Source organism: Sanguibacter keddieii DSM 10542 (assembly GCF_000024925.1).
Classification (GTDB): Bacteria; Actinomycetota; Actinomycetes; order Actinomycetales; family Cellulomonadaceae; genus Sanguibacter; species Sanguibacter keddieii.
The window spans coordinates 168,889-195,855 of the sequence record NC_013521.1; the positions used below are offsets into that span (position 1 = coordinate 168,889).

The following is a 26,967-nucleotide window of genomic DNA, read 5'->3' on the forward strand; positions in this document are numbered from 1 at the left end:
CCCCTCGTCAGGCTGTCTGGGGCGCCCGCTCGTCGCGCTCGCGCTCGAGGCCGAGCATCCACGTGGTGGAGCTCGCCGTGACGAGCGGGGCGAGCGACGACAGGCCGACCGCCAGGATGACGATCCCCGAGTCGTTGACGAGGGTGCCGATGACCATCGCGACCGCGACCGACACGACCGCAGGGACCAGCAGGGGCGCCGCCACGGTGACCTGGCGCATCGGCACCCCGTGGGTCAGCCACCCGTAGGTGCCCGGGCTGCTCGAGCGTGCGGCGTCGAGGATCGGGCGTCCGACGACCACCACGAGCAGCCCGATCCCCACGACCGCGACCACCGTCAGGGGGTTGACGAGGGTCTCGAGGTTCGCACCGAGCTTGCGGAGCAGGATCCCCCACAGCTCGCCGTCGAGCGCGTCGTCGACGAAGGCCCCGAGGTGCGTGCGCTGGGCTGCCGGCCGGAGCCAGTCGACGACCGCGAACACCGCGACCACTGCGGCTGCGGCGGCCAGGACGGCCAGCACCTTGCGCCAGGTGACGCGGACCCCGGCGGTGAGCAGTGCCAGGAGGCAGAAGGCGGGCACGGTGGCGGGCGGCCCGCCGAAGTCGGCGCCGACGCTCGGCGAGCCGTTGACGACCACCGCGACCGTACCGACCAGCACGACCGAGACGACCGCCCACCGGCGCCGTCCGCGCCGCACGAGGGAGTCGGCGACCGCGGCGGCGAGGACGAGGGTCGCGGTCGCGAACACGGCGAAGGCGATGTTGCTGAAGCCGTAGAACCGACCCGCCAGCATCGGCTGGATCCCCATGACCCCCGACACCTGGAGCCTGGCCCCGGTGGCCACGTCGACCGCCAGGACCGCCGCGGTCACCGCCGAGACCACCGCCGCCGGGCCGAGCACCGGACGACGCCACGGACCGGCGACGGCTGCAGCGGTCACGAGGGCGACCCACGCGACGACGAGGCCGGCGAGGGCGAGGCCCGGGACACCTGCGCGCCACCACGGCAGGAGGTTCGCCAGGACCGTCGCGACCGGCACCGACGCGACCGCGACGCCCGCGAGGCGCAGACCGGTCAGCGTGCGCGCCGGGGACCGGGCGACGAGGGCGTCGAGGGCAGCGAGCGGGCCCCGACGGGACGCGGCTGACGGGTGGGACCGGACCGCGACCGTGCCGACGCGACGGCTGAAGGTGAGCGCGACCGCGCTGAAGAGGACGAGGTTGAGCGCGAGGTAGACCACGTAGAACGGGGCGACGAGCGGCTCGGCGTCGCGCGCGTGGTCCTCGGCGTCGACGAGCGCCCCGGTACGGTCTGCGGCGGGGTCGCCTGATCCGTCGGTCGTGGGTGCGGTCCCGATGAGCGAGGCGCGCGGCAGCGCGGCGTCCAGGCCGAGCGGCTCGGCGATCGTCGGCAGCAGGTCGGTGGTCTGCACGTACCCGGGCTGACGGGTCGAGCGGGAGGTGAGCGTGCCGGGTGCGTCCTCGCCGTCGAGGACCGCGAGGACACCCATCCGGGAGGTGAGCCCGGGGTCGGCGAGCGATGCCACCACCACGGTGGTCCGCTCCAGGTCGGGGTCGTCGGCGAGCACGGCGTCGAGCACGTCGGCGACGTGCCCGTCGACGGTGGCCACGTCGGCCGCGTGCTGCGCGGCGGTGCTGAGGTCGGTGCTCTCGGCCGTCCCCGAGACGTCGGCGACGGCGCCGAGGTCGGTACGGGACCCGGTGTCGACGTCGCGGACGGACCCGGCGTCGACGACCACGAGACGTGACGTCTCGAGGGCGGCTGCGACGTCGGTGCGCAGCGACCCGGCGGGCTGGACGGGCACGGTCCCGGGCGGGAGCGGCACCGCGTCGCCCGCGACGGTGCCGTCCGAGGTCGCGAGGGCGATCATGGCGCCCGGGCCGATCGCCGTGGTCGGCAGGTCGGCGGCCACCGCGGCGTCGCCGAGGCCGCCGAGGACGGCGGAGTAGGACTGCGCCGAGACGGCGCTGCGGTACTCGGGCCACCCGGGGACGACGGTCGGCTCGTCCTCGGACGGGTTGGTGAGCACCCGGCAGGGTTCGGAGCCCTCGCCGCGGTAGTCGGCCGCACGCTTGCCCGAGGACAGCGCGAGCCAGCCGTCGGCCGGGCAGGTGGTCTCGTGCACGCTGCGCACCACGAGGTTCCCGACGCCGCCGGCCTCGGCGGCACGCCAGAGTCCCGGCGTGCTCTCGGGCGTGACGTCGTCCCAGGTGACGCCGCCGGTCCCGACGACCACCACACGGTGGTCGTCGGTGCCCGAGGTGGTCGAGGCGTGCGCCGCCCCGGGCACCAGGGACACCAGGAGCCCCGCGAGCAGGGCGACGACCGACGCGACGGTCACCGTCCGGACCGGGGACGCGGCGCGCAGGCTCTCGGTGGTGTGGGGCACCGGTCCAGCGTAGGTGGTGACCTGGAGCGTGGCGTGAGGGCGGTGTGCAGAGGTGACGAGTCGCCGCTCTGCTGGGTGGGCCCCTACCGCGGGCTGAGGCGCGGCGCGGGGGCGCGCACCACGAGGGCGCTCGGGTCGACCCAGGTGGTGACCGCCCGGGCACGGCCCAGGACATCGCCGTCGACCTGGACCTGCTCGCCCTCGGGGACCTCGAGGTGCACGTCCTTGGCGCGGGTGTGGTCGATGCGGCCGATCTTGTTGGGCAGGTCGTTGGAGACGCCGAAGCCCTGCATGACGACCTCGCCGAACAGCTGGACCCAGCCCATCAGGCCACCGCGCGTGTCGATCGCCGCGATGTCGTGGATCCCGTCGTCGATGATCGCGTCGGGGATCAGCGTGATGCCGCCGGGCAGGCGGCCGCAGTTCCCGACCATGAGGCTGCGCAGGCGCGTGGTGATCGGCGGGCGGTCGTCGAGGGTGATGGTCATCTCGGTCCGGCGGCCGTGCAGGTGCTTCACGCCGGCCACGAAGTACGCGATCCACCCGACCTTCGACTTGAGGGTGTCGTCGGCGTCGGCCACCATCGCGGCGTCGAAGCCGAGGCCGGCGATGACCAGGAAGATGTGCGTGCCGGTGTCGGCGGGGCCGTTGCCCTCGCGGTCCTTGTCGCGGGGCGCGGCGGGCTCGTCGACACGCAGCCAGCCGACGTCGATCTTGCGGTCGATGCCGTGCAGCACGATATCGAAGGCGTCGTCGCGGTCCGTCACGGAGATGTCGAGGTTGCGCGCGAGCAGGTTGCCCGTGCCGAGGGGGAGCAGCGCCATGGGCTTGCCGGAGTCGGCCATGCCCTGCGCGACCGCACGGACGGTGCCGTCGCCGCCGACGGCGACCACGACGTCAGCGCCCTTCGCGAGAGCCTCGCGCGTCTGGCCGAGACCCGGGTCCTCGACGGTGGTCTCGAGCCACATCGGGTCGGGGAGCCCCTCGGCGGTGCAGCGCGACATGAGCGCGGCCTTGAGCTGCTCCGCGCCGTTCTTCGAGGGGTTCGCCACGAAGGCCAGCTGGGGGCCGCGTGGTGCGTCGTCCTCGGTCGGCTCGGCGGCAGGCGCCTGCGGGGCCGCGACGGCGCTCCCGAGCGTGCGCTGCGACCGGAGGACGAGGACCGCGAGGGTGATGGCCGTCAGGGAGACGACGATCGCTGCGATCAGCAGCCACGCTTCGAGTGTCATGGGACCAAACTAGGCCCTGACGGGTGTCTCGGCGCTGCGGGGCGGGGTGGTCCTCGCCACGCGAGCCCGCAGAGCGCCGACCTCAGGACGTGACGTCGGCCGTCGTGAAGCGGCTCCAGGCGAGCGTGCCGAAGATCGCGACCCACGCGGCCTGCACCGCCAGGCCCTGCCCGAGGGTCGAGTAGTCGACGTCGAGCCGCATGAACTCGCCGAAGTCGAACCAGTGGAAGGTCAGCAGCCCGCCGTGGATCGCAGACAGCTGGGGGAGGGCGCCGAGCACCGTGCTGACGACCGGGACGACGATGGTGGCGGCCATGGCGGCCACGGGCACCTCGGTCAGGGTCGAGAAGAAGAGCCCGACGGCCACCAGCCCGGTGAGCGAGAGGATCACGTAGGCGGTGATCCCGAGGGTCCGCAGCATGCCGTCGGCCGTCGAGACCTGGTCGCCCGAGAGCAGGGTGACCTCGCCGAAGCCGAAGAAGACCCCGCCGACCACGAGCCCGACGACCGCGATGGTCAGGACGGCGGCAGCGGCGAAGGCGAGGCCGCCGGCCGCCTTGACGAGCAGCATGCGGGTCCGCGGCACCGGGGTGACCAGCAGGTACCGGAGCGTCCCGGCCTGGGCCTCGCCGGCGATCGCGTCGCCCGAGACGATCGCGACGGTCAGCGGCAGCAGCAGGGGCAGGCAGCTGAAGATCGAGGTGAGCACCAGGAACAGGCCGTTGCTGGTGATCTTCTGCAGGAACGGCGGTCCCTGCCCGGCGACCGCGGTGTCCTGGGTGATGAGGACGACCACGCCGATGATGACGGGGATGAGCGCGAGCCCGGCGAGCAGCACGAGGTTGCGCTTGCGCCCGAAGACGAGCCGCAGCTCGCTGCGCAGCAGCCGTCCGGTCGCGCCGCGGCGCTGGGCGGTCGACGCGTCGTCGTCTTCCCTCCCGGCAGCGGGGGAGGGGCGGTCTGTCGTGAGCGTGTCAGCGGGCGACATCGAATCCCTCTCCGGTGAGGCGCACGAAGACGCTCTCGAGGCTGGGGCGGTGGACCTCGAGGCCCAGGAGGTCGACGCCGGCGTGCACGAGCGCGACCGAGACCCGCTCGGGCGGGACGTCGCCGAGCGCCGCGGTGACGGTGGTGCCGGCGACCTCGGGGGCGGTGAGCCCCAGACCGGTGAGCACCTCGACCGCCGAGCCGCGGTGGTCCGGCGAGGTGGTGACCACGACGACGGTCTCGTGCGCCTCGGTCACGGTCTCGCGCGGCCCCTGGAGCACCAGGTGGCCCTTGCTCATGATGCCGATGTGCGTGCACACCTGCTCGATCTCGGTGAGCAGGTGCGACGAGACCAGGACCGTGGTGCCGGCGTCGGCGAGCTCGCGGACGAGGTGCCGGACCTCGCGGGTGCCCTGCGGGTCGAGGCCGTTGGTCGGCTCGTCGAGGATCAGCAGGTCGCGGGGGCGCAGCAGGGCGGCCGCGAGGCCGAGCCGCTGCTTCATGCCCAACGAGTACTGGCGGTAGGGCTTGGAGGCCGCGGCGCCCAGACCCAGACGCGCGAGAGACGCGTCGATCCGTGCAGCGCGCGTCGACCGGCGGGTGGTGCCGTCGGCCGCGTCGAGGCGCTCGAGGTTGGCGCGGCCGCTGAGGTACGGGTGGAAGGCAGGGCCCTCGACCAGGGCCCCGACGCGGGGCAGCACCGAGGCGCTCGCGTCCGGCATGCGCTCGCCGAGGAGCTCGGCGTAGCCGTCGGTCGGGCCGACCAGCCCGAGGAGCATGCGGATGGTCGTGGTCTTCCCGGAGCCGTTGGGCCCGAGGAACCCGTAGACCGCCCCGCGCGGGACCTCGATGTCGATCCCGTCCACGGCCACCTGGCCCGAGCGGAAGCGCTTGGTGAGGCCGTGCGTGCGGATCGCGGCGTCGGTCGAGGTGCTGGCGGCGCGCGCGAGGCCGGGCCCGGCGGTCCGGCTGGGCACGGCAGACGCCGGCACCGACGCCTCAGGGGAGGTCGTCGGTGCCGGCGTCGCCGTCTCGCCGGTGGAGGGGACGGTCACCGGGCCAGGGCCTGGAGGGTCTCGGCCGGGACGGCGCCGGCGTAGACGCGGCCGTCGTCGGTCAGCAGGACCGTGAGCAGCGAGGACGTGATGAGCTGGCCCTCGGGGACGTCGGTCGTCAGCTGGTCGAGCAGCGCCTGCGGGTCGAGCGTCGTCATGTCGGCGCGGTCGCTCGAGTCGCCCAGCAGGTCGGTCATCAGCTGGTCGGTGCTCTCGGAGCCGAAGGTGCCCTCGAGCCCGGTGCGGAGGTCTTCCTCGGCGGCACCGCCGGAGATCAGCGCCTGGAGGTCGACGTCGGTGAGCTCGACCACGGACTCCCAGCCGGTGCCGATCACGCGGGTGCCGGGAGCGCCCTCGGGCTTCGTGGTGGATCCGGGCTCGGGGAGCGTGGTGGTCTCGGGCAGCGGGACCACGACGTCACGGGTGGTCGCCCCGGGAGGCGGCGTGAAGTCGAAGACCGTCGGGTCGACGGTGTCGTAGGAGATGTCGGTGAAGGCGATCTCGACGGCCGGGGTGACCGGATCCTGGGTGCTCCACACCTGGGCGCGCAGCGGGACAGAGGTCTCGGCGTCGACCGCGACGAGCACGCGGTCCACGAGGGTCGCGTCGGAGTCGGGGCTCAGCTCGAGCTGGTAGGCGTCGCGGCCGGCGACCTGGGTCGCGGGGAGGACGGTCACCTCGGAGGTCTCGTCGGCGTAGGCGAGGGCCTGCTCGGCCACGGCCTGCGGGGTGGGCAGGTCGCCCACGACTGCCGGGTCGAGCTCTTCGGCAGAGGCCTTGAGCTCGTCGAGGGCCGCCTGGTCCTCGGGGGCCACCGCGTAGTGGACGGCCTCGTCGTCGCTGCTCGAGTAGGTCCAGGCGGACCCGCCGTCGGTGACGACGGTGTACTCCGACAGGTCGCCGAGGAGGGACGACCGGGCCTTGCCGTCGCCGTCGCTCCACACGCGGACGGTCGAGCTGCCGCCGAGGAGGTCGAGCGGTCCGGCGCCCTGCACCTGCGCGAGGTTGAGGTCCGGCAGTCCGAGGCGCGTGGTCATGACCACGGTCCCGGAGACGGGCACCGGCGTGGCCGACGCGACCTTCTCGGCGAGCTCGGACGCCGTGATGTCGGCGAGGTCAGGGGTGTCGGTCGACGCGAGCGCCGAGGGGAGGGTGAACGCGCCGGCCACCACGGCCGCCGTCACCACGGGGACGCCCCACCGGGCGCGGTTCGAGAGTGCTCGTCGAGTTGCCATGAGACCACTGTGCCGTGGTGCTGCTGTGAGGACACTGAGAGACAGGGACCGGCCGCGCACGGCGTGCCCGTGGGCTGGCTGCCATGCTGGGCGCATGCGCATCCTGGTGGTCGACGACGAGGTGGTGATGACCCGCGCGCTGCGGCGCGGGTTGGGGGCCGAGGGCTTCGCCGTCGACGTCGCGCACGACGGCCGGACCGGGCTCGACCTGGCCCGCGACGGCGCGTACGACGCGATCGTCCTCGACATCATGCTGCCCGGGCTCTCCGGCTACGACGTCCTGCAGACGCTGCGCGCCGAGGAGGTGTGGACCCCCGTCCTGCTGCTCAGCGCCAAGGACGGCGACCACGACGTCGCCGACGGGCTCGACGTCGGCGCCGACGACTACCTCACCAAGCCCTTCGCCTTCGTGGTGCTCGTGGCACGCCTGCGGGCGCTGCTGCGGCGCGGAGCCGTGCCCCGCCCGGTGGTGCTCACCGTCGGGGACGTGGCCCTCGACCCCGCGAGCCACGTCGTGACGCTCCGTGGGGAGCCGGTGGCGACCACCGCCCGGGAGTTCGCGCTCCTCGAGTACCTGCTGCGACGCCCCGGGCAGGTGGTCGGCAAGGTCGAGCTGCGCGACCACGTGTGGGACGGGGACGGCGAGGACCTCAACGTCGTCGAGGTGTACGTCGGGTACCTGCGCCGCAAGCTCGGGCGTGACGTCGTCGCGACGGTCCGCGGCGCCGGGTACCGCGTGGACGGGTGAGCAGGCGGATGAGCCGGACGGAGAGGCACCGGACGGGTCAGCCGTCGCAGCCGTCGAGCACAGAGGTGCGGGAGCGCCGGGAGGGCGCCAGGCCGCGCCTGTGGTCCCGGTGGTCGTTGCGGCTGCGTCTGACGCTCGTGGCCGCCGGGCTGTTCGCGGTCGCGCTCGCGCTCGGTGCGACGGTGCTGTCCATGGTGGTCTCGGACGGTCGCGTCGCCGCGCTCGACGAGGTGCTGCGGGGGAGCGCGACGACCGTCGCCCGCCTGGCGGAGAGCGACCAGCTGCCCGACGTCCTCCCGGCCACCGAGCCGGGGGAGGTCGCCCAGCTCCTCGACGCCGACGGGCTCGTGCTCGCCACGTCCGCGAGCGGCAGCCGGACGCTCGCCGTCGTCCCCGCCTCGGTGCTCGCCGAGGCCGAGGCCGAGAGGGAGGTCGCGGGTCGTGGTGAGGACGGTGCCGCCGCCGGCGACCCGGGCAGCCCAGGAGAGGTCGAGCCCGTGGTCCTCACCACGGACCGATCCGCGTACGCCGGCGGGCTGGTGCGCACCGCCGTCGTGCCCGTCGAGTGGCAGGGGCGGCAGGCCTGGGCCGTGAGCGTGCTGCCGCTGCGCGAGGTCGAGGGCGTGGTGTCTGCGCTGCGCGTCTCCCTCGGGGCCGTCGTGCCGTTGCTGTCCCTCACGCTCGGAGCCCTCGTCTGGGCGCTGCTCGGCCGTGCGCTGCGGCCCGTCGAGGAGCTGCGGCGGGGTGCCGAGGCCGTCACGGCGCGCGGCGGGCCCGGCTCGCTCCCGGTCCCTGCCGCGGGTGCGGAGCTCGGCGACCTCGCCCGCACCCTCAACGCCATGCTCGACCGGCTCGAGGCATCCGCCGAGCGCCAGCGCGCCTTCGTGGCCGACGCCGCGCACGAGCTGAGGTCACCCGTCGCCGCCCTGCGGGTCAGCGTCGACATCGCCCAGCAGCACCCGGACGCGTACACCTCGGCCGAGCTCGCCGCCGACCTAGGGGGCGAGGTGCAGCGGCTCGACCGGCTGGTCGACGACCTCCTCGTGCTCGCGCGGCTCGGCGCGACGACCACGGCGCGGGAGACCGTCGACCTGCGCGACCTCGCCGAGGACGTCGTCGCCGGGAGCGTCGTCGCGGCCCAGGCGTCGGCCGCGTCCCGGCCTGCGGGGACCGGGCTGCCCCGGGTCGAGGTCCGCGGCGCGGGCACGGCGGCCACGGACCGGACCGCGGCCGGCCGGGTGGTCCGCAACCTCGTCGACAACGCCCTGCGGCACAGTGCCTCACGGGTCCTGGTCGAGGTGCGCGACGGGCGCGTGGTGGTCGAGGACGACGGGCCGGGCATCGCGGCGGCGGACCGTGAGCGGGTCTTCGAGCGGTTCACCCGCCTCGAGGACGGCCGCCAGCGCGACGCCGGCGGCTCAGGTCTCGGCCTCTCGATCGCCCGCGAGGTAGCCCGCGACCTCGGCGGCGACGTCTGCCTCACCGCAGCCGAGCCCCGAGGAACCCGAGCCACCCTCACCCTCCCGCCCGCACCCCCGCTCTGATCACCAAGACCCACCCCGCACCGCCCACCCCACAGTCATGCTCGGGGCGCGACGCCGCAGCCCTCCCCGGAGCACCCCGCGGTCGCGCCCGGGGCATGAGAGGAGCGTGCGGGTGGGGTGTGGGAGAGGGGTGAGGTCAGGGGTCAGGGGGCGGGAGTCGGGGTCAGGGGGTGCGGAGGATGGAGGTCATCTTCTTGCCGCGGGCGACCTCGTCGACGAGCTTGTCCATCCAGCGGATCTGCTGCATCAGGGGGTCCTCGACCTCCTCGACGCGGAGACCGCAGATCACGCCGGTGATGAGGGAGGCGTCCGGGTTCATGGCCGGTGCCTGTGCGAAGAAGGTCTCCAGGTCGGTCTCGTCGGCCAGCACGCGCTCGAGGCCTGCGTCGTCGTACCCCGTGAGCCACGTGATGACCTGGTGCACCTCGGCGCGGGTGTGCCCCTTGCGCTCGGCCTTGGCCACGTAGTGCGGGTAGATGCTCGCGAAGCTCGTGGTGAAGATCCGGTGGCCTGCCATCGTCGCCCTCTCGTGGTGGGCGCGCCGCGCCCGGTGTCCCGACCCGCCGATCCTCCCACCTCACCCACGTCCTCATGCCCGGTACGCGCCGGCACCGCCCTCCGCGGAGGGCCACGGCGACGCGCCACGGACATGAGGGTGGGCGGGTGCGGGGGGCACCCCAGGTACGGCGGACGCGAGAGGTGGCTGGGGTCGCTAGGCTGTCCGGGTGATCGATCTGCGAGTGGTTCGCGACAACCCTGACCTCGTCCGTGCAAGCCAGGTCGCCCGAGGCGACGACCCGGCCCTCGTCGACCAGGTGCTCGACGCCGACTCCCGGCGCCGCAGCGCGCTGACGGAGTTCGAGCAGCTGCGCGCCGAGCAGAAGTCCCTCGGCAAGGAGGTCGCCAAGGCTCAGGGCGACGAGCGCGCGGCGCTGCTCGCCCGCACCAAGACCATCGCCGAGCAGGTCAAGGCCCTGCAGGCCGACGCCGACGACGCCGACACGACCCTCACCGAGCTCAGCCGGCAGATCGCCAACATCGTGGAGGGCGCGCCCGCCGGCGGCGAGGACGACTACGTCGTGCTCCGCACCGAGGGCACGATCCGCGACTTCCAGGCCGAGTACGGCGCCGACTTCGTGCCGCGCGACCACCTCGACCTCGGCGAGCGCCTCAAGGCCATCGACACCGAGCGCGGTGCCAAGGTCTCGGGCTCGCGCTTCTACTACCTCACCGGCATCGGGGCCCGCCTCGAGCTCGCGCTGCTCAACGCCGCGATGGACCAGGCCTACGCGGCCGGCTTCACGCCGATGATCACCCCGACCCTCGTCAAGCCCGAGATCATGGCGGGCACCGGGTTCCTCGGCGCGCACGCCGACGAGATCTACCGCCTCGAGGCAGACGACCTCTACCTCACCGGGACGAGCGAGGTCGCGCTCGCGGGCTACCACTCGAACGAGATCCTCGACCTGTCCGACGGGCCGCAGCGCTACGCCGGGTGGAGCGCCTGCTACCGCCGCGAGGCCGGCTCGTACGGCAAGGACACCCGCGGGATCATCCGAGTGCACCAGTTCCACAAGGTCGAGATGTTCAGCTACGTCCCCGTCGAGGAGGCCGACGCCGAGCACGAGCGCCTGCTCGCCTGGGAGGAGCAGATGCTCGCCAAGGCCGAGCTGCCCTACCGCGTGATCGACACGGCCGCCGGTGACCTCGGCTCGAGCGCCGCCCGCAAGTTCGACTGCGAGGCGTGGCTGCCCACCCAGAACCGGTTCCTCGAGCTCACCTCGACGTCCAACTGCACCACCTTCCAGGCGCGTCGCCTGGGCATCCGGGAGCGCACCGCGGCCGGCGACACCCGTCCGGTCGCGACGCTCAACGGGACGCTCGGCACCACGCGCTGGATCGTCGCGATCCTCGAGAACCACCAGCAGGCCGACGGCTCGGTCCGCGTGCCTGAGGGCCTGCGCCCGTACCTGGGCGGCCTCGAGGTCCTCGAGCCGGTCTCGGCATGACGCTCGACCTCGGTGGTGCGCCCTCCGGCGGCGGGCCCACGCTCTCGCCCGGGTCCCCCGCCACCGAGGCGCTCACCGCCCGTGCGGCCGCCGAGGTCGCCGGACGTGCGGCCGACGGCGCGTGCCTCGTGGCCCTCGACGTCGACGGCACCCTCATGTCCTTCGACGAGTTCATCTCGGACGAGGTCCGCGAGTCGATCACCGCGCTGCGCGAGGCCGGCCACGAGGTGGTCATCGCGACCGGGCGCCCGCTGGTCGGCGCGCTCCCCGTCGCGCGGGAGCTCGGCATCGACTCCGGCTGGGTGGTGTCGTCGAACGGGTCCGTGACCGCGCGCCTCGACCCGACCCTCCCGGACGGCTACGTGGTCGAGGACGTCGTGCGGTTCGACCCGCGCGCCGCCCTCGCCGTCATGGCCGAGCACATGCCCTCGGCGCACATCGCGATGGAGGAGGTCGGGGTCGGCTTCTGGGTGACCGACGGCTTCCCGGCACACGGGACCCACGGCCCGAGCCAGGTGGTGTCCCTCGAGGACCTCGGCGGGCGCGACGCGATCCGCGTGGTGGTCTCCGAGGCGTCGACGCCGACGCGCGAGCTCGAGCGACGGGTGGAAGAGCTCGGCCTGGTGGCCACGTCGTTCTTCATCTCCGCGACGCGTTGGATGGACGTGGCCCCGCGCGGGGTCACCAAGGCCTCCGCCCTCGAGCGGCTCCGTGCGCTCTGCTCGGTCCCGGCGGAGCGGACCGTGGCGATCGGCGACGGCGAGAACGACCTCGAGATGCTCGGGTGGGCCGGTCGCGGCGTCGCGATGGGGCACGCCGAGGCCAAGGTCATCGCCGCGGCCGACGAGGTCACGCTGTCGATCGTCGACGACGGTGCCGTCCCGGTGCTGCGCAGCATCCTCGACCCAGGACGGGGACAGTCCGTGCCGTGACCAGCTTCCCGACGGTCCCTCGCCCCAGCGCTGCGGCGAGCATGGACGACGTCGCACGAGCAGCGGGAGTCTCGACCGCGACGGTGTCGCGGGCGCTGCGGGGGCTCAGCAGCGTGTCGGCCGCCACGCGGGACCGGATCCAGGGTGTGGCGCGGGACCTCGGGTACGTCGCGTCGCCCTCGGCCGCGAGCCTGGCCTCGGGCCGGACGCGCAGCATCGGGCTGCTCACGCCGTGGGTGGACCGGTGGTTCTACGCCCGCGCGATCGACGGCGCGGAGCGCGCCCTGCGGGAGGTCGGCTTCGACGCCCTGCTCTACACCTTCGACCTCTCGAGCGACCAGTCGCGCCCGCGGGTGGACCCGAGCGTGCTGCGGCGCCGGGTGGACGGCGTCCTCGTGGTGGGCATGCCGCTGAGCCGCGAGGAGGTCGCCTCGCTCGAGGCGCTCGACCTGCCCCTCGCCTTCGTCGGCACCGGGCGGCACGAGCACGTCACGGTGCGCCTGGACGACGACGCCGCGGGCCGGTGCGCGACCGAGCACCTGCTGGGGCTCGGGCACCGCAGGATCGGTCACATCACCGGACCCGCGGGGGTCGAGCACTCGTGGTCGCCCCCGGTCGCGCGGCACGCCGCGTGGCGGGTCGCCCTCGAGGAGGCGAGCGTGGCCGCCGAGCCCGGCTGGGCCGTCGACGGTGCCTTCGACGTCAACGGCGGGCGCGAGGCCGCGCACCGGCTCCTCGAGACCCACCCGGAGATCACGGCGCTGTTCGCGGCCTCCGACGAGATGGCCATGGGCGCGATCCTCGCGGCGCGCGAGCGGGGGATCGACGTCCCCGGCGAGCTCTCGGTGATCGGCATCGACGGGCACGACCTCGGTGAGCTCGTCGGGTTGACGACGGTGGCCCAGGACCCGGCCCGGCAGGGCGGCGAGGCGGCACAGCTGCTGCTGTCGGACATCGCGCTGTGGGCGGTGCCGGGGTCCGAGAAGGTCTCCGGGGCGTTGCAGGTGCTGCACCCGACGCACCTCGTGGTGCGCTCGTCGACCGCCCCACCTCGGCAGACGTGACAGAACTGTGACCTGAACTGGGCCTCTGCACGGTTGCGCTCAGCCCATGCAAGCGCTTGCATGGCTTCTGAGCGGTCCCGCAGCAGCGACCTCGGCGTCCTGCGCTCCCCCCGGAGGGGACCATCCGTCACGACGATGTGAGGAAGCGCAACGATGAGAACACTGAAGCGCCGCGGGTTCGCGGCTGTCGCCGCTGGGGCGAGCGTCGCGCTCGTGCTGGCTGGTTGCTCGGACAGCGACGGCGGGGGCAGCGACGAGGCCACGGCCGACGTCGACTGCGCCGACTACACGCAGTACACCGACGAGTTCGGCGACCTCGAGGGCAAGACCGTCTCGGTCTACACCTCCATCGTCGACCCGGAGTCGCAGGAGCAGATCGACTCCTACAAGCCCTTCACCGAGTGCACCGGCGTCGAGATCGCCTACGAGGGCTCGCGCGAGTTCGAGGCGCAGCTCCCCGTCCGCATCACGGCCGGCAACGCACCGGACATCGCCTACATCCCGCAGCCCGGGTTCCTCAAGTCGCTCGTCGCGGACTTCCCCGACGCCGTCGTGCCGGCCCCGCAGGCCGTCATCGACAACGCCGAGGAGTTCTACACCGACTCCTGGGTCGACTACGGCTCCGTCGACGGCACGCTCTACGCGACGCCGCTCGGCGCCAACGTGAAGTCCTTCGTCTGGTACTCCCCGCAGGAGTTCGCGGACAGCGGCTACGAGGTCCCGACCACGCTCGACGAGCTCATGGCCCTCACCCAGCAGATCGCCGACGAGGGCAAGATCCCGTGGTGCGCCGGTGTCGAGTCCGGTGACGCGACCGGCTGGCCCGCGACCGACTTCCTCGAGGACATGGTCCTGCGCGTCGCCGGACCGGACGTCTACGACCAGTGGGTCACCCACGAGATCCCCTTCGACGACCCGGCCATCGTCGAGTCGCTCGGTGCGGTCGGCGACATCCTCAAGAACCCGGACTACGTCAACGGCGGACTGGGCGACGTGCGCTCGATCGCGGCAGCTCCGTGGAACGAGGCCGGCAACGGCATCCCCGACGGCACCTGCTCGCTGCACCGTGCCGCGAACTTCTACCAGGCCAACTGGGACGAGTCGCTCACGGTCGCCGAGGACGGCGACGTCTTCGCCTTCTACCTCCCGGGCGAGACCGCTGACGACAAGCCGCTGCTCGGCGGCGGTGAGTTCGTGACGGCCTTCGCCGACCGTCCCGAGGTCCAGGCCTTCCACGCCTACCTGTCCAGCCCGCAGTGGGCTGACGCCAAGGCCCAGGTCACCGGCCAGGGCTGGCTCTCCGCCAACACCGGCTTCGACGGCTCGCTCCTGCAGTCGCCGATCGACCAGCTCTCCTACGACCTCCTCACGGACGAGAGCTACGAGTTCCGCTTCGACGGCTCGGACATGATGCCCGGCGAGGTCGGCACCGGTGCCTTCTGGAAGCAGATGGTCGACTGGTTCGTCACCGACATCTCTGACGAGCAGGTGCTCTCCAACATCGACGCGGCGTGGCCCACCAGCTGACGCAGCACTGAACGTCGTCCGACGCCGTGCGACCCCACCGGGGCTCGCACGGCGTCGGACCTGCCTGGGCAGTGCTGCCCACGCAGTCCCCGCGGCCGTGGAGGTAGAGCATGGACTGGTTCATCAACGCGGAGTCGACGCCGCACAAGCTGGCGCTGATGGTCATCGCCATCGTCCTCTTCGTCGTCATCATGGGCGCGATCCTCTTCGCGGTCGACCGCCCCAAGAAGATCCCCCGCTGGGTCGTGACCGCGGGGTTCCTCGGCCCCGCCATCCTCGGGCTCGGCTTCGGGCTGCTGTACCCCGGGATCCGGACCATCTGGTCGTCGCTGTTCAACCGCAACGGCGCCGACTTCGTGGGGATCGACAACTACATCACCGCGTTCACCGAAGAGCAGTTCCAGGTGGTGCTGAGGAACACCGTCCTGTGGGTGGTCCTGGTCCCGCTCGTCGCGACGCTCGTCGGCCTCGTCTACGCGGTCCTCGTGGACCGCACCCGCATGGAGTACCTCGCGAAGACGCTGATCTTCCTGCCGATGGCCATCTCCATGGTCGGGGCGAGCATCATCTGGAAGTTCGTCTACGAGTACAAGCCGGACCAGCCTGGTGTGAACCAGACCGGTGTGCTCAACCAGGTGCTCGTCTGGATCGGGCTCGAACCTCAGCAGTTCTTGCTCGGGGCGCCCGCCAACACCTTCTTCCTCATCGTCGTCATGATCTGGATCCAGGCCGGTTTCTCCATGACCGTGCTCTCCGCGGCCATCAAGGCCATCCCCGACGACATCGTCGAGGCGGCCCGCCTCGACGGGCTCCAGGGGCTGAAGATGTTCCGGTACATCACCGTCCCGAGCATCCGTCCCGCGCTCATCGTCGTCGTCACGACGATCGCCATGGGCACGCTCAAGGTCTTCGACATCGTCCGGACCATGACCGGCGGCAACTTCGACACCTCGGTGGTCGCGAACGAGTTCTACAACCAGAGCTTCGTCATCCGTAACCAGGGTCTCGGTGCCGCCCTCGCGGTGATCCTGTTCATCCTCGTGGTGCCCCTGGTCATCTACAACGTCCGCCAGCTCCGCATGACCGAGGAGATCCGATGAGCGCCCCCGTGAACCCCGTCGGCCCCCTCGTGAAGTCCGACGGCGACGAGTCGACGCCCAACGTCTCGACGAAGAGGCTCAGCCGGACGGAGAAGCGTGCGATCGCCGCGAAGGGACGGCTCAGCTCGCCGTGGGCGTCCTTCGTCGCGATCGTGCTCGCGATCCTCTGGACCATCCCGACCTTCGGGCTGCTCGTCACCTCGTTCCGGCCCCGGGCCGACATCCGGTCCTCGGGCTGGTGGACGCTCTGGAAGGACCCGACCCTCACCCTCGAGAACTACTCCGAGGTGCTCTTCGGGTCGTCGACGAGCTTCGCCACGGTGTTCATCAACTCCGTGGTGGTCACGCTGCCCGCTGTGGTCATCCCGATCTCGCTCGCGCTGCTCGCGTCCTACGCCTTCGCGTGGATCGAGTTCCGCGGACGCGACCTGCTGTTCGTGGCGGTCTTCGCCCTGCAGGTGGTGCCGATCCAGGTCACCCTGATCCCGCTGCTCTCCCAGTACGTCCAGTGGGGCGTCAACGGGTCGTTCTGGGCCATCTGGCTGTCGCACTCGATCTTCGCGCTGCCGCTCGCGATCTTCCTGCTGCACAACTTCATGAAGGACATCCCGCCGTCCCTGGTCGAGGCCGCACGGGTCGACGGCGCGGGGCACGTGAAGATCTTCTTCCAGGTGCTCCTGCCGCTGCTGACGCCGGCGATCGCGTCCTTCGCGATCTTCCAGTTCCTGTGGGTGTGGAACGACCTGCTGGTGTCGCTGACCTTCGGCAGCACCGACACGTTCCCGCTCACGGTGCGCATCGCGGAGCTCGCGGGAACCCGTGGCTCGCAGTGGCACCTGCTGTCAGCGGGTGCATTCGTGTCGATGATCGTCCCGCTGATCGTGTTCTTGGCACTTCAGCGGTACTTTGTGAGGGGACTCCTCGCGGGGTCCGTCAAAGGCTGAGCGCGGACCCGCTGCACCGGGGAGGGGCGGCGGGTCCGATGGCTCGGACACTCCAGTGGTGTCTCAGAGGTACTGGCCCGGGGTCGGACGTCCGTCCGCCCCCGGGCTCTCTGCTGTCCTAGACCCGTCGGCTGTCCGGGACCCGTCGGCCGACAGCCCGGCCGGCAGCGCACGCTGCCCGCCCTGCAGCTGTGCCTGGGCAGCCATCTGCTGCGCCACCATCGCGGTCTGCAGCCCGTGGAAGAGGCCCTCGAGCCAGCCGACGAGCTGGGCCTGCGCGATGCGCAGCTCCGACTCCGACGGCACGACGTCGTCCGTGAACGGCAGGGTCACGCGGTGCAGCTCGGCGACGAGGTCGGGGGAGAGCCCGTCCTCGAGCTCGGCGAGGGACCGCTCGTGCACCTCGGCGAGCCGGGCCCGGGCCGCCTCGTCGAGCGGCGCGCTGCGCACCTCCTCGAGCAGACGCTTGACCATCTCGCCGATCCGCAGGATCTTGGCCGGCTCGTGGATGACCGTGGTCCGGGAGCGCTCGTCGTCGGGTGCGTGCTCTGTCGGTGCCATGCCTCCAGTCTCACGCAGAACACCGCACCCGCACAGGGGGACGGCGGACCGGCTTCCCGCCGTGGACCGGAGGTAGCGGTGTGCAGTCCTGGTGGCGATGGCGACGCTCAGGTGACGAGCAGGACCTTGCCGAGCACCGCTCCGGAGTCCATGAGCTCGTGTGCGCGCGACGCGTCGCGCATCGGGACCTCGGCGTGCACCACGGGGCGCAGCCGGCCGTCCTCGAGCATCGGCCACACGTGCTCGCGGACCGCGGCCACGATCGCTGCCTTCTCCGAGCGCGGCCGGGCACGGAGCGTCGTGCCGACCACGGAGGCACGCTGGGTGAGCAGGCGGCCCAGGTCGAGCTCGGCGCGGGTGCCCTTCTGCATGCCGATGACCACCAGGCGTCCGCCGGTGGCGAGCGAGCGCAGGTTCGCGTCGAGGTAGGCGGCGCCCACCACGTCGAGGATGACGTCGGCCCCGCGACCGTCGGTCTGCTCCTGGACGAGTCCGGGCAGCGCCTCGGTGAAGGACGAGCCGTCGGTGGTCCGGTAGACGAAGCCGGCCGCCGCACCGAGGGCGACGCACGCGTCGACCCGCTCCTGGCTGCCGGCCGTGACCAGCACCCGGGCGCCGAGGGCCACGGCCACCTGGACGGCGACGGTCCCGACGCCGCCGGCGCCGCCGTGCACCAGGACCGTCTGGCCTGCGGTGAGGTGCGCGGCGCCCACGAGGTTGCTCCACACGGTGCAGACCGCCTCGGGGAGTGCTGCCGCCTCGACCAGGCCCATGCCGGAGGGCACCGTGAAGAGCTGGGTCGCGGGCACGGCCGCGTGGGTCGCGTAGCCGCCGCCGTCGACGAGCGCCGCGACGCGCTGGCCGACCTGCCACCCGGCGACCTCGGACCCGAGGGCCTCGATGACGCCCGACACCTCGAGCCCGGGCCACTCCGGCGCGCCCGGCGGCGGCGGGTAGTGCCCCTGGCGCTGCATGAGGTCGGCACGGTTCACCCCGGCCGCGGCGACCCGGACGAGCACCTCGTCGGGTGCGGGGACGGGCGTCGGGACCTCCTGCCAGGTGAGCTGCTCGGGACCGCCTGGCGCTGTGATCGTGACCGCGTGCATCGGTCCAGCGTACGACCGCGCGGGGCTCCCGGCCCGGGGGCGGGGGACCGCTCGGGTTAAAGTCCGCGGTTCTCCTCAAGGTGTCGCGGGGTGCAGCCGATGGTCTGGTTGCGGTCAGTGTCGCCCCGGCGGTGCTCGGTCTGCACCGACCGAGCCGAAGACCGCACGAGAGAAGGAAGAGGAGGGGTACAGATGCTCCGTAGGTTGAGCGTCCGAGGGAAGATCCTCGCCACCCTTGCCGTGCCTGTGATCGTGCTGTTCTTCGCCGCCGGTCTGTTCTCCGTGGCCGCCTTCGACGACGCGAAGGTCGCCAGCCAGGCGGAGGACGCGGTCGACCTCGGTCCCGCGATCGAGGCCGCCAGCGCAGCGCTCTCCGAGGAGCGCACCGTGTCGGTCACCACCGCGCGGGGTCAGACGACGGCCGAGATCGTCGCCGTCCGCAAGGTCACCGACGAGGCGCTCGCCTCTCTCGCCACGGCCTTCCGGGCCGTCGACGTCAGCGCGATCGACCCCCGGGTCCGGACCGCGCTCGACGGTGCGCTCGCCTCGAACAACCTCGACCTGGTGGTCATCCGCGACGAGCAGAAGCGCGGCACCGTCGGGCCGGACGACCTCTCGACGCGGTACACCGCGCTCATCAAGCGCCTGCCCGCCGGCCTGTCCGCCCTCTCCGCAGGCCTCACCGACCGACAGCTCGCCGCGGACGTCGACGCCTACGTCACCTCGCTCGACGCCCTCGACCAGCTCGGTGCCGAGCTGCCGCTCATGCAGCAGGCGCTCATCGACGCCTCGCGCGACAAGCTGGCCATCAACCGCGTGTACGCGCTCACCACGATCGTCGCGGACACCAACGCCGCACGAGCCCGGGCGACCGAGGCCGTGGCGTTCCTCGACGACACCGACCTCATCCTCCCTCGCGCCAACGTGGAGTACACCGGTCTGCGCCGTCTGCTCGCGACCGGTGACTTCTCCTCGGTCCGGCCGGACCTCGCGGCCCGCTGGCCCGGTGCGGTCGAGACCGAGGTCAACCGCATCGCGCCGCTCAACGAGACCTTGAGCGTGCGGATGGCCGAAGCAGCGTCGGACTCGACGGCCTCCGCCCGCAGCACCGCGATCGCGACCGTGATCATCGCGATGCTCACCGTCCTCGCCTCCGTCGTGGTCGCGCTGCTCATCGCCCGACGCATCACCGGGCCGCTCAAGCACCTCACCAAGACCGCCGGCGAGGTCCGCGACCAGCTGCCGCGGCTCGTCGAGCAGACCGCCGTGCCCGGTGCGATGCCGGACTTCGAGCTCCCCGAGATCGTCGTCGAGTCCGACGACGAGGTCGGCCAGCTGGCCGCGGCCTTCAACGACGTCAACCACACGACCGTCGAGGTCGCCCGCGAGCAGGCCGCGCTGCGCGGGTCCATCGCCGAGATGTTCGTCAACGTGGCCCGCCGCGACCACGTGCTGCTCAACCGCCAGCTCGCGTTCCTCGACGACCTCGAGCGGTCCGAGGAAGACCCGAACATCCTCGCGAACCTGTTCCGGCTCGACCACCTCGCGACCCGGATGCGCCGCAACTCCGAGTCGCTCCTGGTGCTCGCCGGGATCGACTCGGGCCGCCGCGTGCGCCAGCCGATGCCCGTATCCGACGTGGTCCGCACCGCGTCGTCCGAGATCGAGCTGTACGACCGCATCCACCTCAACCTCCAGTCCGACCCGCTCATGCTCGGGCACACGGCGCTCAACGCGGCGCACCTCGTCGCCGAGCTCCTCGAGAACGCGACGATGTTCTCGGAGCCCAACACCGCGGTCGAGGTCACCACGACCCGCACGAGCCACTACGTCACCATCGAGGTGCGCGACCACGGGCTCGGGATGAGCGCCGACGACATCGCGAGCGCCAACGAGAAGGTCGCCTCGCGCTCGCCCTCCGACGTCATCGGCGTCCAGCGCCTCGGTCTGTTCGTGGTCGGTCGTCTCGCCGACAAGCTCGGTGCGCACGTGGTGTTCGGTCTGCCCGTCGACGGCAGCGCCGGCACCGTGGTGACGGTGTCGCTGCCGCTCTCCCTGTTCGTGGACGAGTCCGACGTCCCGCTCCAGCTGCCGACCGACCCGCTGGTCCCCGCGACGCAGCAGGCCACCCAGGACTGGACGGCACCCGAGGCCGTGACGGCCGAGCCCGTGGACCTCGAGGCGCTGACCGACGGCGCGACGAGCATGGGCATGCCCCGTCGCCGCGCGTCGATCCCTGCCTCGGCCGCGCTCCCGGACGCCCCGGTCGCCGCCGCGCCGGCCAACCTGCCGCCCGCCGACGACTCCATCGTGCTCCCGGCGCTCGAGGCCGCCGACCCGGAGGTCGAGCTGACCGCGGTGACGGACGTCGACTGGGCGCCCGAGCAGACCCTCGCCGAGGCCCTGCCGCCGAGCTTGCCCAGCCGTGCCCGTGGGGAGTCTGCCGGTGCCGCCGGCGCTCCGTCCCTCGAGCCCGTCCAGGACGCACCGCTGCTCGACGGCGGTCGTCGCAGCGCGATGTTCTCGCGCTTCCGCACCCTCAACGCCCTCGAGGACGGGGCCTCCGCCCTCGACGCGGTCGCCGCCGAGCGTGGCGCCCCGCTGGCCGTCCCCGGGCTCGCCGACGACGAGCAGCCGCAGTCGTGGGCCACCTCCGCCCTCGAGAGCCTCGGGGTGGCGAAGCCGGCCGAGCCGGAGCTGCCCTCGCGCGGCACCGTCGTGGTCCCCTCGCTCGAGCCCGACGAGGAGGAGTGGGCGCCGGCCTCGGCCGACCTCTACCCCGCCCCCGTCGAGCAGCCCGTCGTCGAGCCGCAGCCCGCGGAGCAGGCGCCTCAGCCGCAGTGGGCGGCGCCGCAGCTCCAGGACGACCAGCAGTGGGCCGAGTCCTCTGCGCTGCCCGAGCCCGCGCCGGCGGCCAGGTTCGCCTCGGCGCCGGAGCCGGTCCGCCCCCAGGCCGTGGACGACGACGCGTCGTCGACCTGGGCCCCCGTGACCGCCTACGAGCCCCTGGGCGCCTACGAGGCGCAGTCCGCGGCAGGTGTGCCCGAGCCCGAGCCGGAGCCCGAGGCGGCCCCGCCGCTCGCGACCCGCGGGGCGCGGCGTGCGCTCGCCGAGCCGCAGCCGGTCTTCGAGCCCGAGCCGACGTTCGCACCGGAGCCGACGTTCGCACCGGAGCAGGCGTTCGCGCCCGAGCCGGCCTTCGTCCCCGAGGAGTCCTTCGAGCCCGTCGGGTCTCTGTCGGACCGGGTCGACGCCACCGCGCCGGCTCCGACGCCGGTCGAGACGGCGCCCGAGCCCGTGGCGGCCCAGCCCGCCGCTCCCGCGCCCGTGGCTCAGGCCTCGGTCCCGGGTGCCTTCGAGGCGCCGCTGCCGAGCTTCGCCGACGTGCTCTCCGACGCGCCGACCCGCCGGTCGACCCGTCAGCGTGAGGCGCCTGTGCGACGCGGCCTCTTCGGCCGCAAGAAGAAGCGCGACGACGAGACCGACGAGGCCCTGCCCGCTGCGCCGCAGCGCGCCGCAGAGCCCGTGGCGCTGACCCCGCGCACCCCCGCGGTCTTCAGCCCGGGTGCAGGGAGCCCGGCGCCCGCGCCGGTCGCCTTCAGCCCCGAGCCGGTCCTCGCGGTCCCAGCCGCGACGGACCAGTCGGCGTGGGCTCCGGCGCCGTCGCGCAACACGCTGCCAGACCTGGCGAGCGGCTCCTGGAACCCTGCCCCCGTGCCCGACACCGCGCTCGCCGAGCTCGGCAAGATCGCGGGCACCACCGACAGCTGGACGCCCCCGGGGCAGATCAGCTCGGACATGTCCTCGATGCTCGCCATGCGGTCGAACATCCAGGAGCAGGCGCTGGCCGAGCTGAGCCAGCTGTCCTCCTACCGCCCTGCGGCGGTCGAAACCTCACAGGGCGGCGGGCTGACCCGCCGTACCCGTGGCGAGGTCGCGGAATCCACCGACGACCTCGCGTCCCAGAAGATCAGCCGCGACGCGGCCGAGCTTCGCTCCCGGCTCTCGGCGTTCCAGTCGGCCACCTCGCGTGGACGTCAGGCACCCGAGGGCGAAGGTCACACCGAGGAGGCCGCGGCACCCGCCGTGGACCTCAGCACGCAGTACGTCCCAGACTCGGCGCCCCAGCCGCGTTGATGGTCTATCGCCACTGAGGCATCGAGAAGGAGGAAGCGTGAGCGCTCTCAGCACCGAGGCGACGAACTTCGGTTGGTTGCTGGACAACTTCGTCAGGACTGTCCCTGGCACCCGTCACACCCTGGTCGTGTCGGCCGACGGCCTGCTCATGGCCATGTCCGACAACCTCGACCGGACCAGCGGCGACCAGCTCGCCGCGATCGTGTCCGGCATGTCGAGCCTGACCCGCGGGGCATCCCGCCAGCTCAACGGAGGCGCGGTCCGCCAGTCCATCATCGAGATGGACAACGGCTTCCTGTTCCTCATGAACGTGTCCAACGGCTCTGTCCTCGCGGCTGTCGCGGACTCGACGTGCGACGTCGGTCTGATCGGCTACGAGATGGCGATGCTGGTCTCTCGGACTGAGGCGACGCTGACGCCGCAGCTCATCACCGAGATGCGCAGCAGCCTGCCTGTCGACGGAGCCGTCCGAGCCCCCATCGGATGAGGTAGCCATGATGACCAGACGCTCCGGCTCGCACTCCATGGACGGCGAGCACTTCGAGGCCGCGACGGTGCGCCCGTACGCGGTGACCGGCGGGCGAGTGCGGTCCGCGACGTCGAACCTCCCCCTGGAGACCCTCATCGAGGTGCTCCCGGGTGCGGTCGACAGCCGTGGCCTGCCTCCTGAGAAGCGAGCGATCCTCAGCCACGCAGCCAGCAACTACGTGTCGATCGCCGAGGTGTCTGCGCTCCTGCGCATGCCGCTCGGCGTGGTCCGGATCCTCATCGCCGACCTCGCAGAGGACGGCTACCTGACCATCCACACGTCTACGCCAGTCAATGTTCACACCGGCCACGGCCAGAACCCCGCCCTGTCCCTGAGTGTGTTGGAGAGTGTTCTCAATGGTATTTCAGCCCTCTAGCGGACCGACCGAGGCCACCGCTGTGAGCAAGCCCGTCGGTGCCCCCACGGTCGTCAAGATCGTGGTGGCCGGCGGGTTCGCGGTCGGCAAGACGACGTTCATCGGGTCGATCTCGGACATCGAGCCGCTCAACACCGAGGCCGCGATGACCGAGCACTCGGTCGGCGTGGACGACGCGGGCGGTCAGACCGACCGCAAGACCACCACGACCGTCGCGATGGACTTCGGGCGCATCGAGCTCCCGGGCTCGCTATGGCTGTACCTGTTCGGCACGCCGGGCCAGGACCGCTTCCTGTTCATGTGGGACGACCTGGTCCGTGGTGCGATCGGCGCCGTGGTGCTCGTCGACACCGACCGCCTGGAGCAGTGCTTCCCGGCCGTCGACTACTTCGAGTCCCGCGGGATCCCGTTCGTGGTCGGAGTCAACTGCTTCGACGGTGTGGCCAAGCACCGCCTCGAGGACGTCCGCGAGGCCCTGCAGATCCCCGCGCACGTGCCGATGCTCTACACGGACGCCCGTTCGCGTGCGGCGACCAAGCAGTCGCTCATCGCGCTCGTGCAGCACGCCATGCAGCAGATCCGGGCTGCGTGAGCTGACACCCAGACCAGGGAGCCTCGTCAGGCTCCTTGACCGCCCGGCCTCGCCCGACGTCCCCCCCACGTCCGCGAGGCCGGGCGGCGGTGCGTCCGGGGCGCTGGGCCGGCGCAGGAGTTCGGCCTCGGGCGGGTCTCGTGACAGAATGTGCCCTGCGTCGCACGGCCTGCCACCCTCCGGGGAGGTCGAGCCAGGACGCGAGGAGGTGTGGCAGAGCGGCCTAATGCACCAGTCTTGAAAACTGGAGTCGGCGCGAGTCGACCGTGGGTTCAAATCCCTCCGCCTCCGCAGCACGACGATGGCCCCCGGTCCAGGACTCGCTCCTGGGCCGGGGGCCGTCGTCGTGCCGGGGGTGGAGCGGGGTCAGCTGCCGACCTGCACGCGCAGCGCGGGGGGCAGGAGGTCGCCGTGGGCGGCGACGAGCTCGTCGCAGAGGGCCCAGATCTGCGCAGGTGTGAGCACCGACGACGTGTTCGGGTCGACCAGCGCTGCCTGCCGCACCAGCACAGGGTCGCCTCGCCGCGCTGCCTCGACGGTCAGGGCGCCGACGGAGGCGTACGGCTGGTTGATCGCCGCGCACTGCACCGGGAGCGCACCCATCGGGACGGGGTGCACCCCCGAGGCGTCGACGGTGGCGGGGACCTCGACGACCGCGCCCTGGGGCAGGTTGTCGATCAGCCCGGCGTTCGGCACGTTGACGTGCACCTCGCGCGGCGTGCCCGTGACGATCGAGTGGATGATGACGGGCGCGTACTCGCTGGCGCCCTCCTCGAGGGGGAAGTCCTCGTCGGCGGCGAGGATGCGACGGGTCTCGTCGAGCTGGGCGAGGTTGGCGCGGCTGATGTCGGCGTACTCGAGCGGGGTGAGGCGGTACTGCTCGATCTGCTCGGGGGAGCGCAGGAACCACGGGAGGTACTCCGAGGAGTGCTCGCTGGTCTCGGTGGGGTAGTAGCCGATCCGGCGGAACATCTCGACGCGGACGCGGCGCTGCAGCTCGGGGTCGCCTGCGATCTTCTCGGCGAGCCGCGGGTAGAGGCTCTGGCCCTCGTGCTCCCACTCGAGCAGCCAGGCCTGGTGGTTGATGCCGGCGGCACGGAACCGGGTCTCCTCGACGGGGACCCCGACGAGGGCGGCGAGGTCGTGCGCGGTCCAGTAGACGCTGTGGCACAGACCGACGGTCTTGATGTCCGGGGCCACGACGGAGGCCCACCAGACGTTCATGGCCATCGGGTTGGTGTAGTTGAGCAGCCAGGCCTCGGGGCACAGCTCGCGCATGTCGGTGGTGAGCGCCTCGATGACAGGGAAGGTGCGCAGCGCGCGGAAGATCCCGCCGACGCCGGTGGTGTCGCCGATGGTCTGGAGCAGCCCGTGCCGGGCCGGGATCTCGAGGTCGCGCAGGGTCGCGTCGACCCCACCCACCTGGATCATGTTGACGACGAAGTCAGCGCCGGCGATCGCCGTGCGGCGGTCGGTCGACGCGGTGACCTGGGCGTCAGCACCGAGCTGGGCTGCGACGCGCCGCGTCGACGCCTCGGCGACGGCGAGCCGGTCGGGGTCGATGTCGTGGAGGGACAGGTGGGCGCCGGAGAGCTCGGGGAACCGGAGGATGTCGCTCACGAGCTGACGGGTGAACACGACGCTGCCAGCGCCGACGAACGCGATGTGAACCATGGGTCGATCATGGCGCAACATCCGATGGCGTGCAAGAATCTGATTGGAACCCGACCCAATCGATCAACTTCAGCCACCGGAGGCCTCGACGATGCCGCTTCACGACGCCCTGGGCGTGAACCCGAGCACACCACCCGTGCCAGACCTGCGCCTCGCCGAGTGGACGCCCCGACAACAGCTGCGGGTGCCCGAGACCCACGTGGCCCGCGCGGCCGTCCCGGCGGTCGACATCCACAACCACCTGGGTCGCTGGCTCACCGACGACTGGTGCACCCCCGACGTGGACGCCCTGCTCTCCCTCATGGACGAGGTGAACCTCACGACCGTGGTCAACCTCGACGGGTTGTGGGGCGAGGCCCTCGACGCCAACCTCGCGCGCTACGACCGTGCCCACCCCGGCAGGTTCGTCACCTTCTGCCAGGTGGAGTGGCCGCTGCTCAGCGAGCCCGACGGGGTCGAGCGGCTCGTCGCGCAGCTGCGTGACTCGGCCGCGCGGGGGGCTCGCGGGGTCAAGGTGTGGAAGAGCCTCGGGCTGTCGGTCCGCGACGCCTCGGGCGCGCTCGTGCAGCCTGACGACCCGCGGGTGGTGGAGGTGCTCACGGTCGCCGGCGAGCTCGGCCTCCCGGTGCTCATCCACGTGGCCGACCCGGTCGCCTTCTTCGATCCTCTCGACGCGCACAACGAGAGGTTCGACGAGCTCGCCGGCCAGCCTGACTGGTCCTTCGCGGACCGGGCGGTGTACCCCTCGTTCCACGGTCTCCTCGGAGCTCTCGAGGCGCTCGTGCGCGCGACGCCGGGCACCACGTACATCGGCGCCCACGTGGGCTGCGTCGCGGAAGACCTGGACCACGTGTCGAGGCTGCTGCGCGAGCTGCCGAACTTCTTCGTCGACACCGCGGGCCGCGTCGCCGAGCTGGGGCGCCAGCCGCGGCGGTTCCGTCGCCTGCTCGAGGAGTTCCCCGACAGGGTGCTCTTCGGCACGGACATCTTCCCCCTCGAGCGCGCCGGTCTCGAGACGTACTTCAGGTTCCTCGAGAGCGACGACGAGAGCTTCCCCTACGCACCCGGCGCGAGCATCCCTCCGCAGGGGCGGTGGACGGTCTCCGGCGCCGACCTCCCGGTCGACCTGCTGACCTCGCTCTACAGCACCAACGCGCGTCGCATACTGGGTCTCGGCGAGTGACCGGCCCCGGGGGTGCGCGCGCCGT

22 protein-coding genes and 1 tRNA gene are annotated in these 26,967 nt (G+C 72.4%); 14 read left to right on the plus strand and 9 right to left on the minus strand.

Translation table 11 applies throughout. The features are described from left to right. Nucleotides 1–7 precede the first annotated feature (7 nt). The 5 genes from SKED_RS00790 to SKED_RS00810 form a co-directional block, all read right to left on the minus strand. Nucleotides 8–2,410, minus strand: a complete 2,403-nt coding sequence (locus tag SKED_RS00790; protein WP_012865205.1) for a hypothetical protein — start codon at nt 2,408–2,410, stop codon at nt 8–10. An 83-nt stretch (nt 2,411–2,493) separates the two neighbouring features. Further along, nucleotides 2,494–3,639 (minus strand): diacylglycerol/lipid kinase family protein, encoded by a 1,146-nt coding sequence (locus tag SKED_RS00795; protein ID WP_012865206.1) that lies wholly within the window; start codon nt 3,637–3,639, stop codon nt 2,494–2,496. Between the two features lie 82 nt (nt 3,640–3,721). Continuing rightward, nucleotides 3,722–4,627, minus strand: coding sequence for an ABC transporter permease (locus tag SKED_RS00800; RefSeq protein WP_012865207.1), 906 nt, complete (start codon nt 4,625–4,627; stop codon nt 3,722–3,724). Beyond that, a complete protein-coding gene (locus SKED_RS00805) occupies nt 4,614–5,603 on the minus strand; it encodes an ABC transporter ATP-binding protein (RefSeq protein WP_012865208.1) in 990 nt (329 codons plus the stop codon). Before SKED_RS00805 ends, SKED_RS00800 begins: the two co-directional genes overlap by 14 nt. Nucleotides 5,604–5,677: 74 nt before the next feature. Beyond that, complete coding sequence (locus SKED_RS00810; RefSeq protein WP_042437647.1) at nt 5,678–6,916, minus strand: LolA family protein; 1,239 nt, start codon at nt 6,914–6,916, stop codon at nt 5,678–5,680. A 94-nt stretch (nt 6,917–7,010) separates the two neighbouring features. Between SKED_RS00810 and SKED_RS00815 the strand changes: the two genes are divergently transcribed. Both SKED_RS00815 and SKED_RS00820 read left to right on the plus strand, forming a co-directional pair. Beyond that, a complete protein-coding gene (locus tag SKED_RS00815) occupies nt 7,011–7,664 on the plus strand; it encodes a response regulator transcription factor (RefSeq protein WP_012865210.1) in 654 nt (217 codons plus the stop codon). 8 nt (nt 7,665–7,672) lie between these two features. After that, nucleotides 7,673–9,208, plus strand: coding sequence for a sensor histidine kinase (locus tag SKED_RS00820; RefSeq protein ID WP_143755607.1), 1,536 nt, complete (start codon nt 7,673–7,675; stop codon nt 9,206–9,208). Nucleotides 9,209–9,371: 163 nt separating this feature from the next. Here SKED_RS00820 and SKED_RS00825 read toward each other — a convergent pair whose 3' ends face one another. After that, a complete protein-coding gene (locus SKED_RS00825) occupies nt 9,372–9,725 on the minus strand; it encodes a DUF2200 domain-containing protein (RefSeq protein ID WP_012865212.1) in 354 nt (117 codons plus the stop codon). Between the two features lie 208 nt (nt 9,726–9,933). Between SKED_RS00825 and serS the strand changes: the two genes are divergently transcribed. The 6 genes from serS to SKED_RS00855 all read left to right on the plus strand — a co-directional run bounded on the left by serS (nt 9,934) and on the right by SKED_RS00855 (nt 16,784). Further along, nucleotides 9,934–11,217, plus strand: a complete 1,284-nt coding sequence (serS, locus tag SKED_RS00830) for a serine--tRNA ligase (RefSeq protein ID WP_042437649.1) — start codon at nt 9,934–9,936, stop codon at nt 11,215–11,217. Continuing rightward, the gene (locus tag SKED_RS00835; RefSeq protein WP_012865214.1) at nt 11,214–12,149 is read left to right on the plus strand and encodes an HAD family hydrolase; all 936 of its coding nucleotides are present in this window, start codon (nt 11,214–11,216) and stop codon (nt 12,147–12,149) included. The genes serS and SKED_RS00835 overlap by 4 nt, the downstream gene beginning before the upstream one ends. After that, nucleotides 12,146–13,213 carry a LacI family DNA-binding transcriptional regulator gene (locus SKED_RS00840; RefSeq protein ID WP_012865215.1) on the plus strand — a complete coding sequence of 356 codons (1,068 nt, stop codon included), beginning with the start codon at nt 12,146–12,148 and terminating at the stop codon, nt 13,211–13,213. The genes SKED_RS00835 and SKED_RS00840 overlap by 4 nt, the downstream gene beginning before the upstream one ends. A 153-nt stretch (nt 13,214–13,366) precedes the next feature. Next, nucleotides 13,367–14,740 carry an ABC transporter substrate-binding protein gene (locus SKED_RS00845; RefSeq protein WP_012865216.1) on the plus strand — a complete coding sequence of 458 codons (1,374 nt, stop codon included), beginning with the start codon at nt 13,367–13,369 and terminating at the stop codon, nt 14,738–14,740. Between the two features lie 110 nt (nt 14,741–14,850). Next, the gene (locus SKED_RS00850) at nt 14,851–15,840 is read left to right on the plus strand and encodes a carbohydrate ABC transporter permease (protein ID WP_012865217.1); all 990 of its coding nucleotides are present in this window, start codon (nt 14,851–14,853) and stop codon (nt 15,838–15,840) included. Next, a complete protein-coding gene (locus tag SKED_RS00855) occupies nt 15,837–16,784 on the plus strand; it encodes a carbohydrate ABC transporter permease (protein ID WP_012865218.1) in 948 nt (315 codons plus the stop codon). Before SKED_RS00850 ends, SKED_RS00855 begins: the two co-directional genes overlap by 4 nt. A gap of 63 nt (nt 16,785–16,847) precedes the next feature. On the opposite strand, the gene SKED_RS00860 is transcribed toward SKED_RS00855, so the two are convergent. Together SKED_RS00860 and SKED_RS00865 are read right to left on the minus strand one after the other, a co-directional pair. Continuing rightward, nucleotides 16,848–17,345 (minus strand): proteasome activator, encoded by a 498-nt coding sequence (locus SKED_RS00860; RefSeq protein WP_012865219.1) that lies wholly within the window; start codon nt 17,343–17,345, stop codon nt 16,848–16,850. Between the two features lie 107 nt (nt 17,346–17,452). Next, nucleotides 17,453–18,451, minus strand: a complete 999-nt coding sequence (locus SKED_RS00865) for an NAD(P)H-quinone oxidoreductase (protein ID WP_012865220.1) — start codon at nt 18,449–18,451, stop codon at nt 17,453–17,455. Between the two features lie 192 nt (nt 18,452–18,643). Here SKED_RS00865 and SKED_RS00870 point away from each other — a divergent pair, with 192 nt between their 5' ends. From SKED_RS00870 to SKED_RS00890, 5 genes are all read left to right on the plus strand, one after another. Then, nucleotides 18,644–22,588, plus strand: a complete 3,945-nt coding sequence (locus tag SKED_RS00870) for an ATP-binding protein (protein WP_169310122.1) — start codon at nt 18,644–18,646, stop codon at nt 22,586–22,588. Between the two features lie 37 nt (nt 22,589–22,625). Then, nucleotides 22,626–23,075: a roadblock/LC7 domain-containing protein gene (locus tag SKED_RS00875; protein WP_012865222.1), complete on the plus strand. Its 450-nt coding sequence runs from the start codon at nt 22,626–22,628 to the stop codon at nt 23,073–23,075. A 7-nt stretch (nt 23,076–23,082) separates the two neighbouring features. After that, nucleotides 23,083–23,493: a DUF742 domain-containing protein gene (locus SKED_RS00880; protein ID WP_012865223.1), complete on the plus strand. Its 411-nt coding sequence runs from the start codon at nt 23,083–23,085 to the stop codon at nt 23,491–23,493. Then, nucleotides 23,474–24,085 carry a GTP-binding protein gene (locus SKED_RS00885; RefSeq protein ID WP_042437655.1) on the plus strand — a complete coding sequence of 204 codons (612 nt, stop codon included), beginning with the start codon at nt 23,474–23,476 and terminating at the stop codon, nt 24,083–24,085. The genes SKED_RS00880 and SKED_RS00885 overlap by 20 nt, the downstream gene beginning before the upstream one ends. A 204-nt stretch (nt 24,086–24,289) precedes the next feature. Continuing rightward, nucleotides 24,290–24,376 (plus strand) — tRNA-Ser (locus tag SKED_RS00890). 75 nt (nt 24,377–24,451) lie between these two features. Here SKED_RS00890 and melA read toward each other — a convergent pair. Continuing rightward, a complete protein-coding gene (melA, locus tag SKED_RS00895) occupies nt 24,452–25,759 on the minus strand; it encodes an alpha-glucosidase/alpha-galactosidase (protein ID WP_012865225.1) in 1,308 nt (435 codons plus the stop codon). Between the two features lie 91 nt (nt 25,760–25,850). Here melA and SKED_RS00900 point away from each other — a divergent pair, with 91 nt between their 5' ends. Continuing rightward, entirely contained in the window at nt 25,851–26,942 is a 1,092-nt protein-coding gene (locus SKED_RS00900) for an amidohydrolase family protein (protein ID WP_012865226.1), read from the plus strand. Nucleotides 26,943–26,967: the final 25 nt, after the last annotated feature.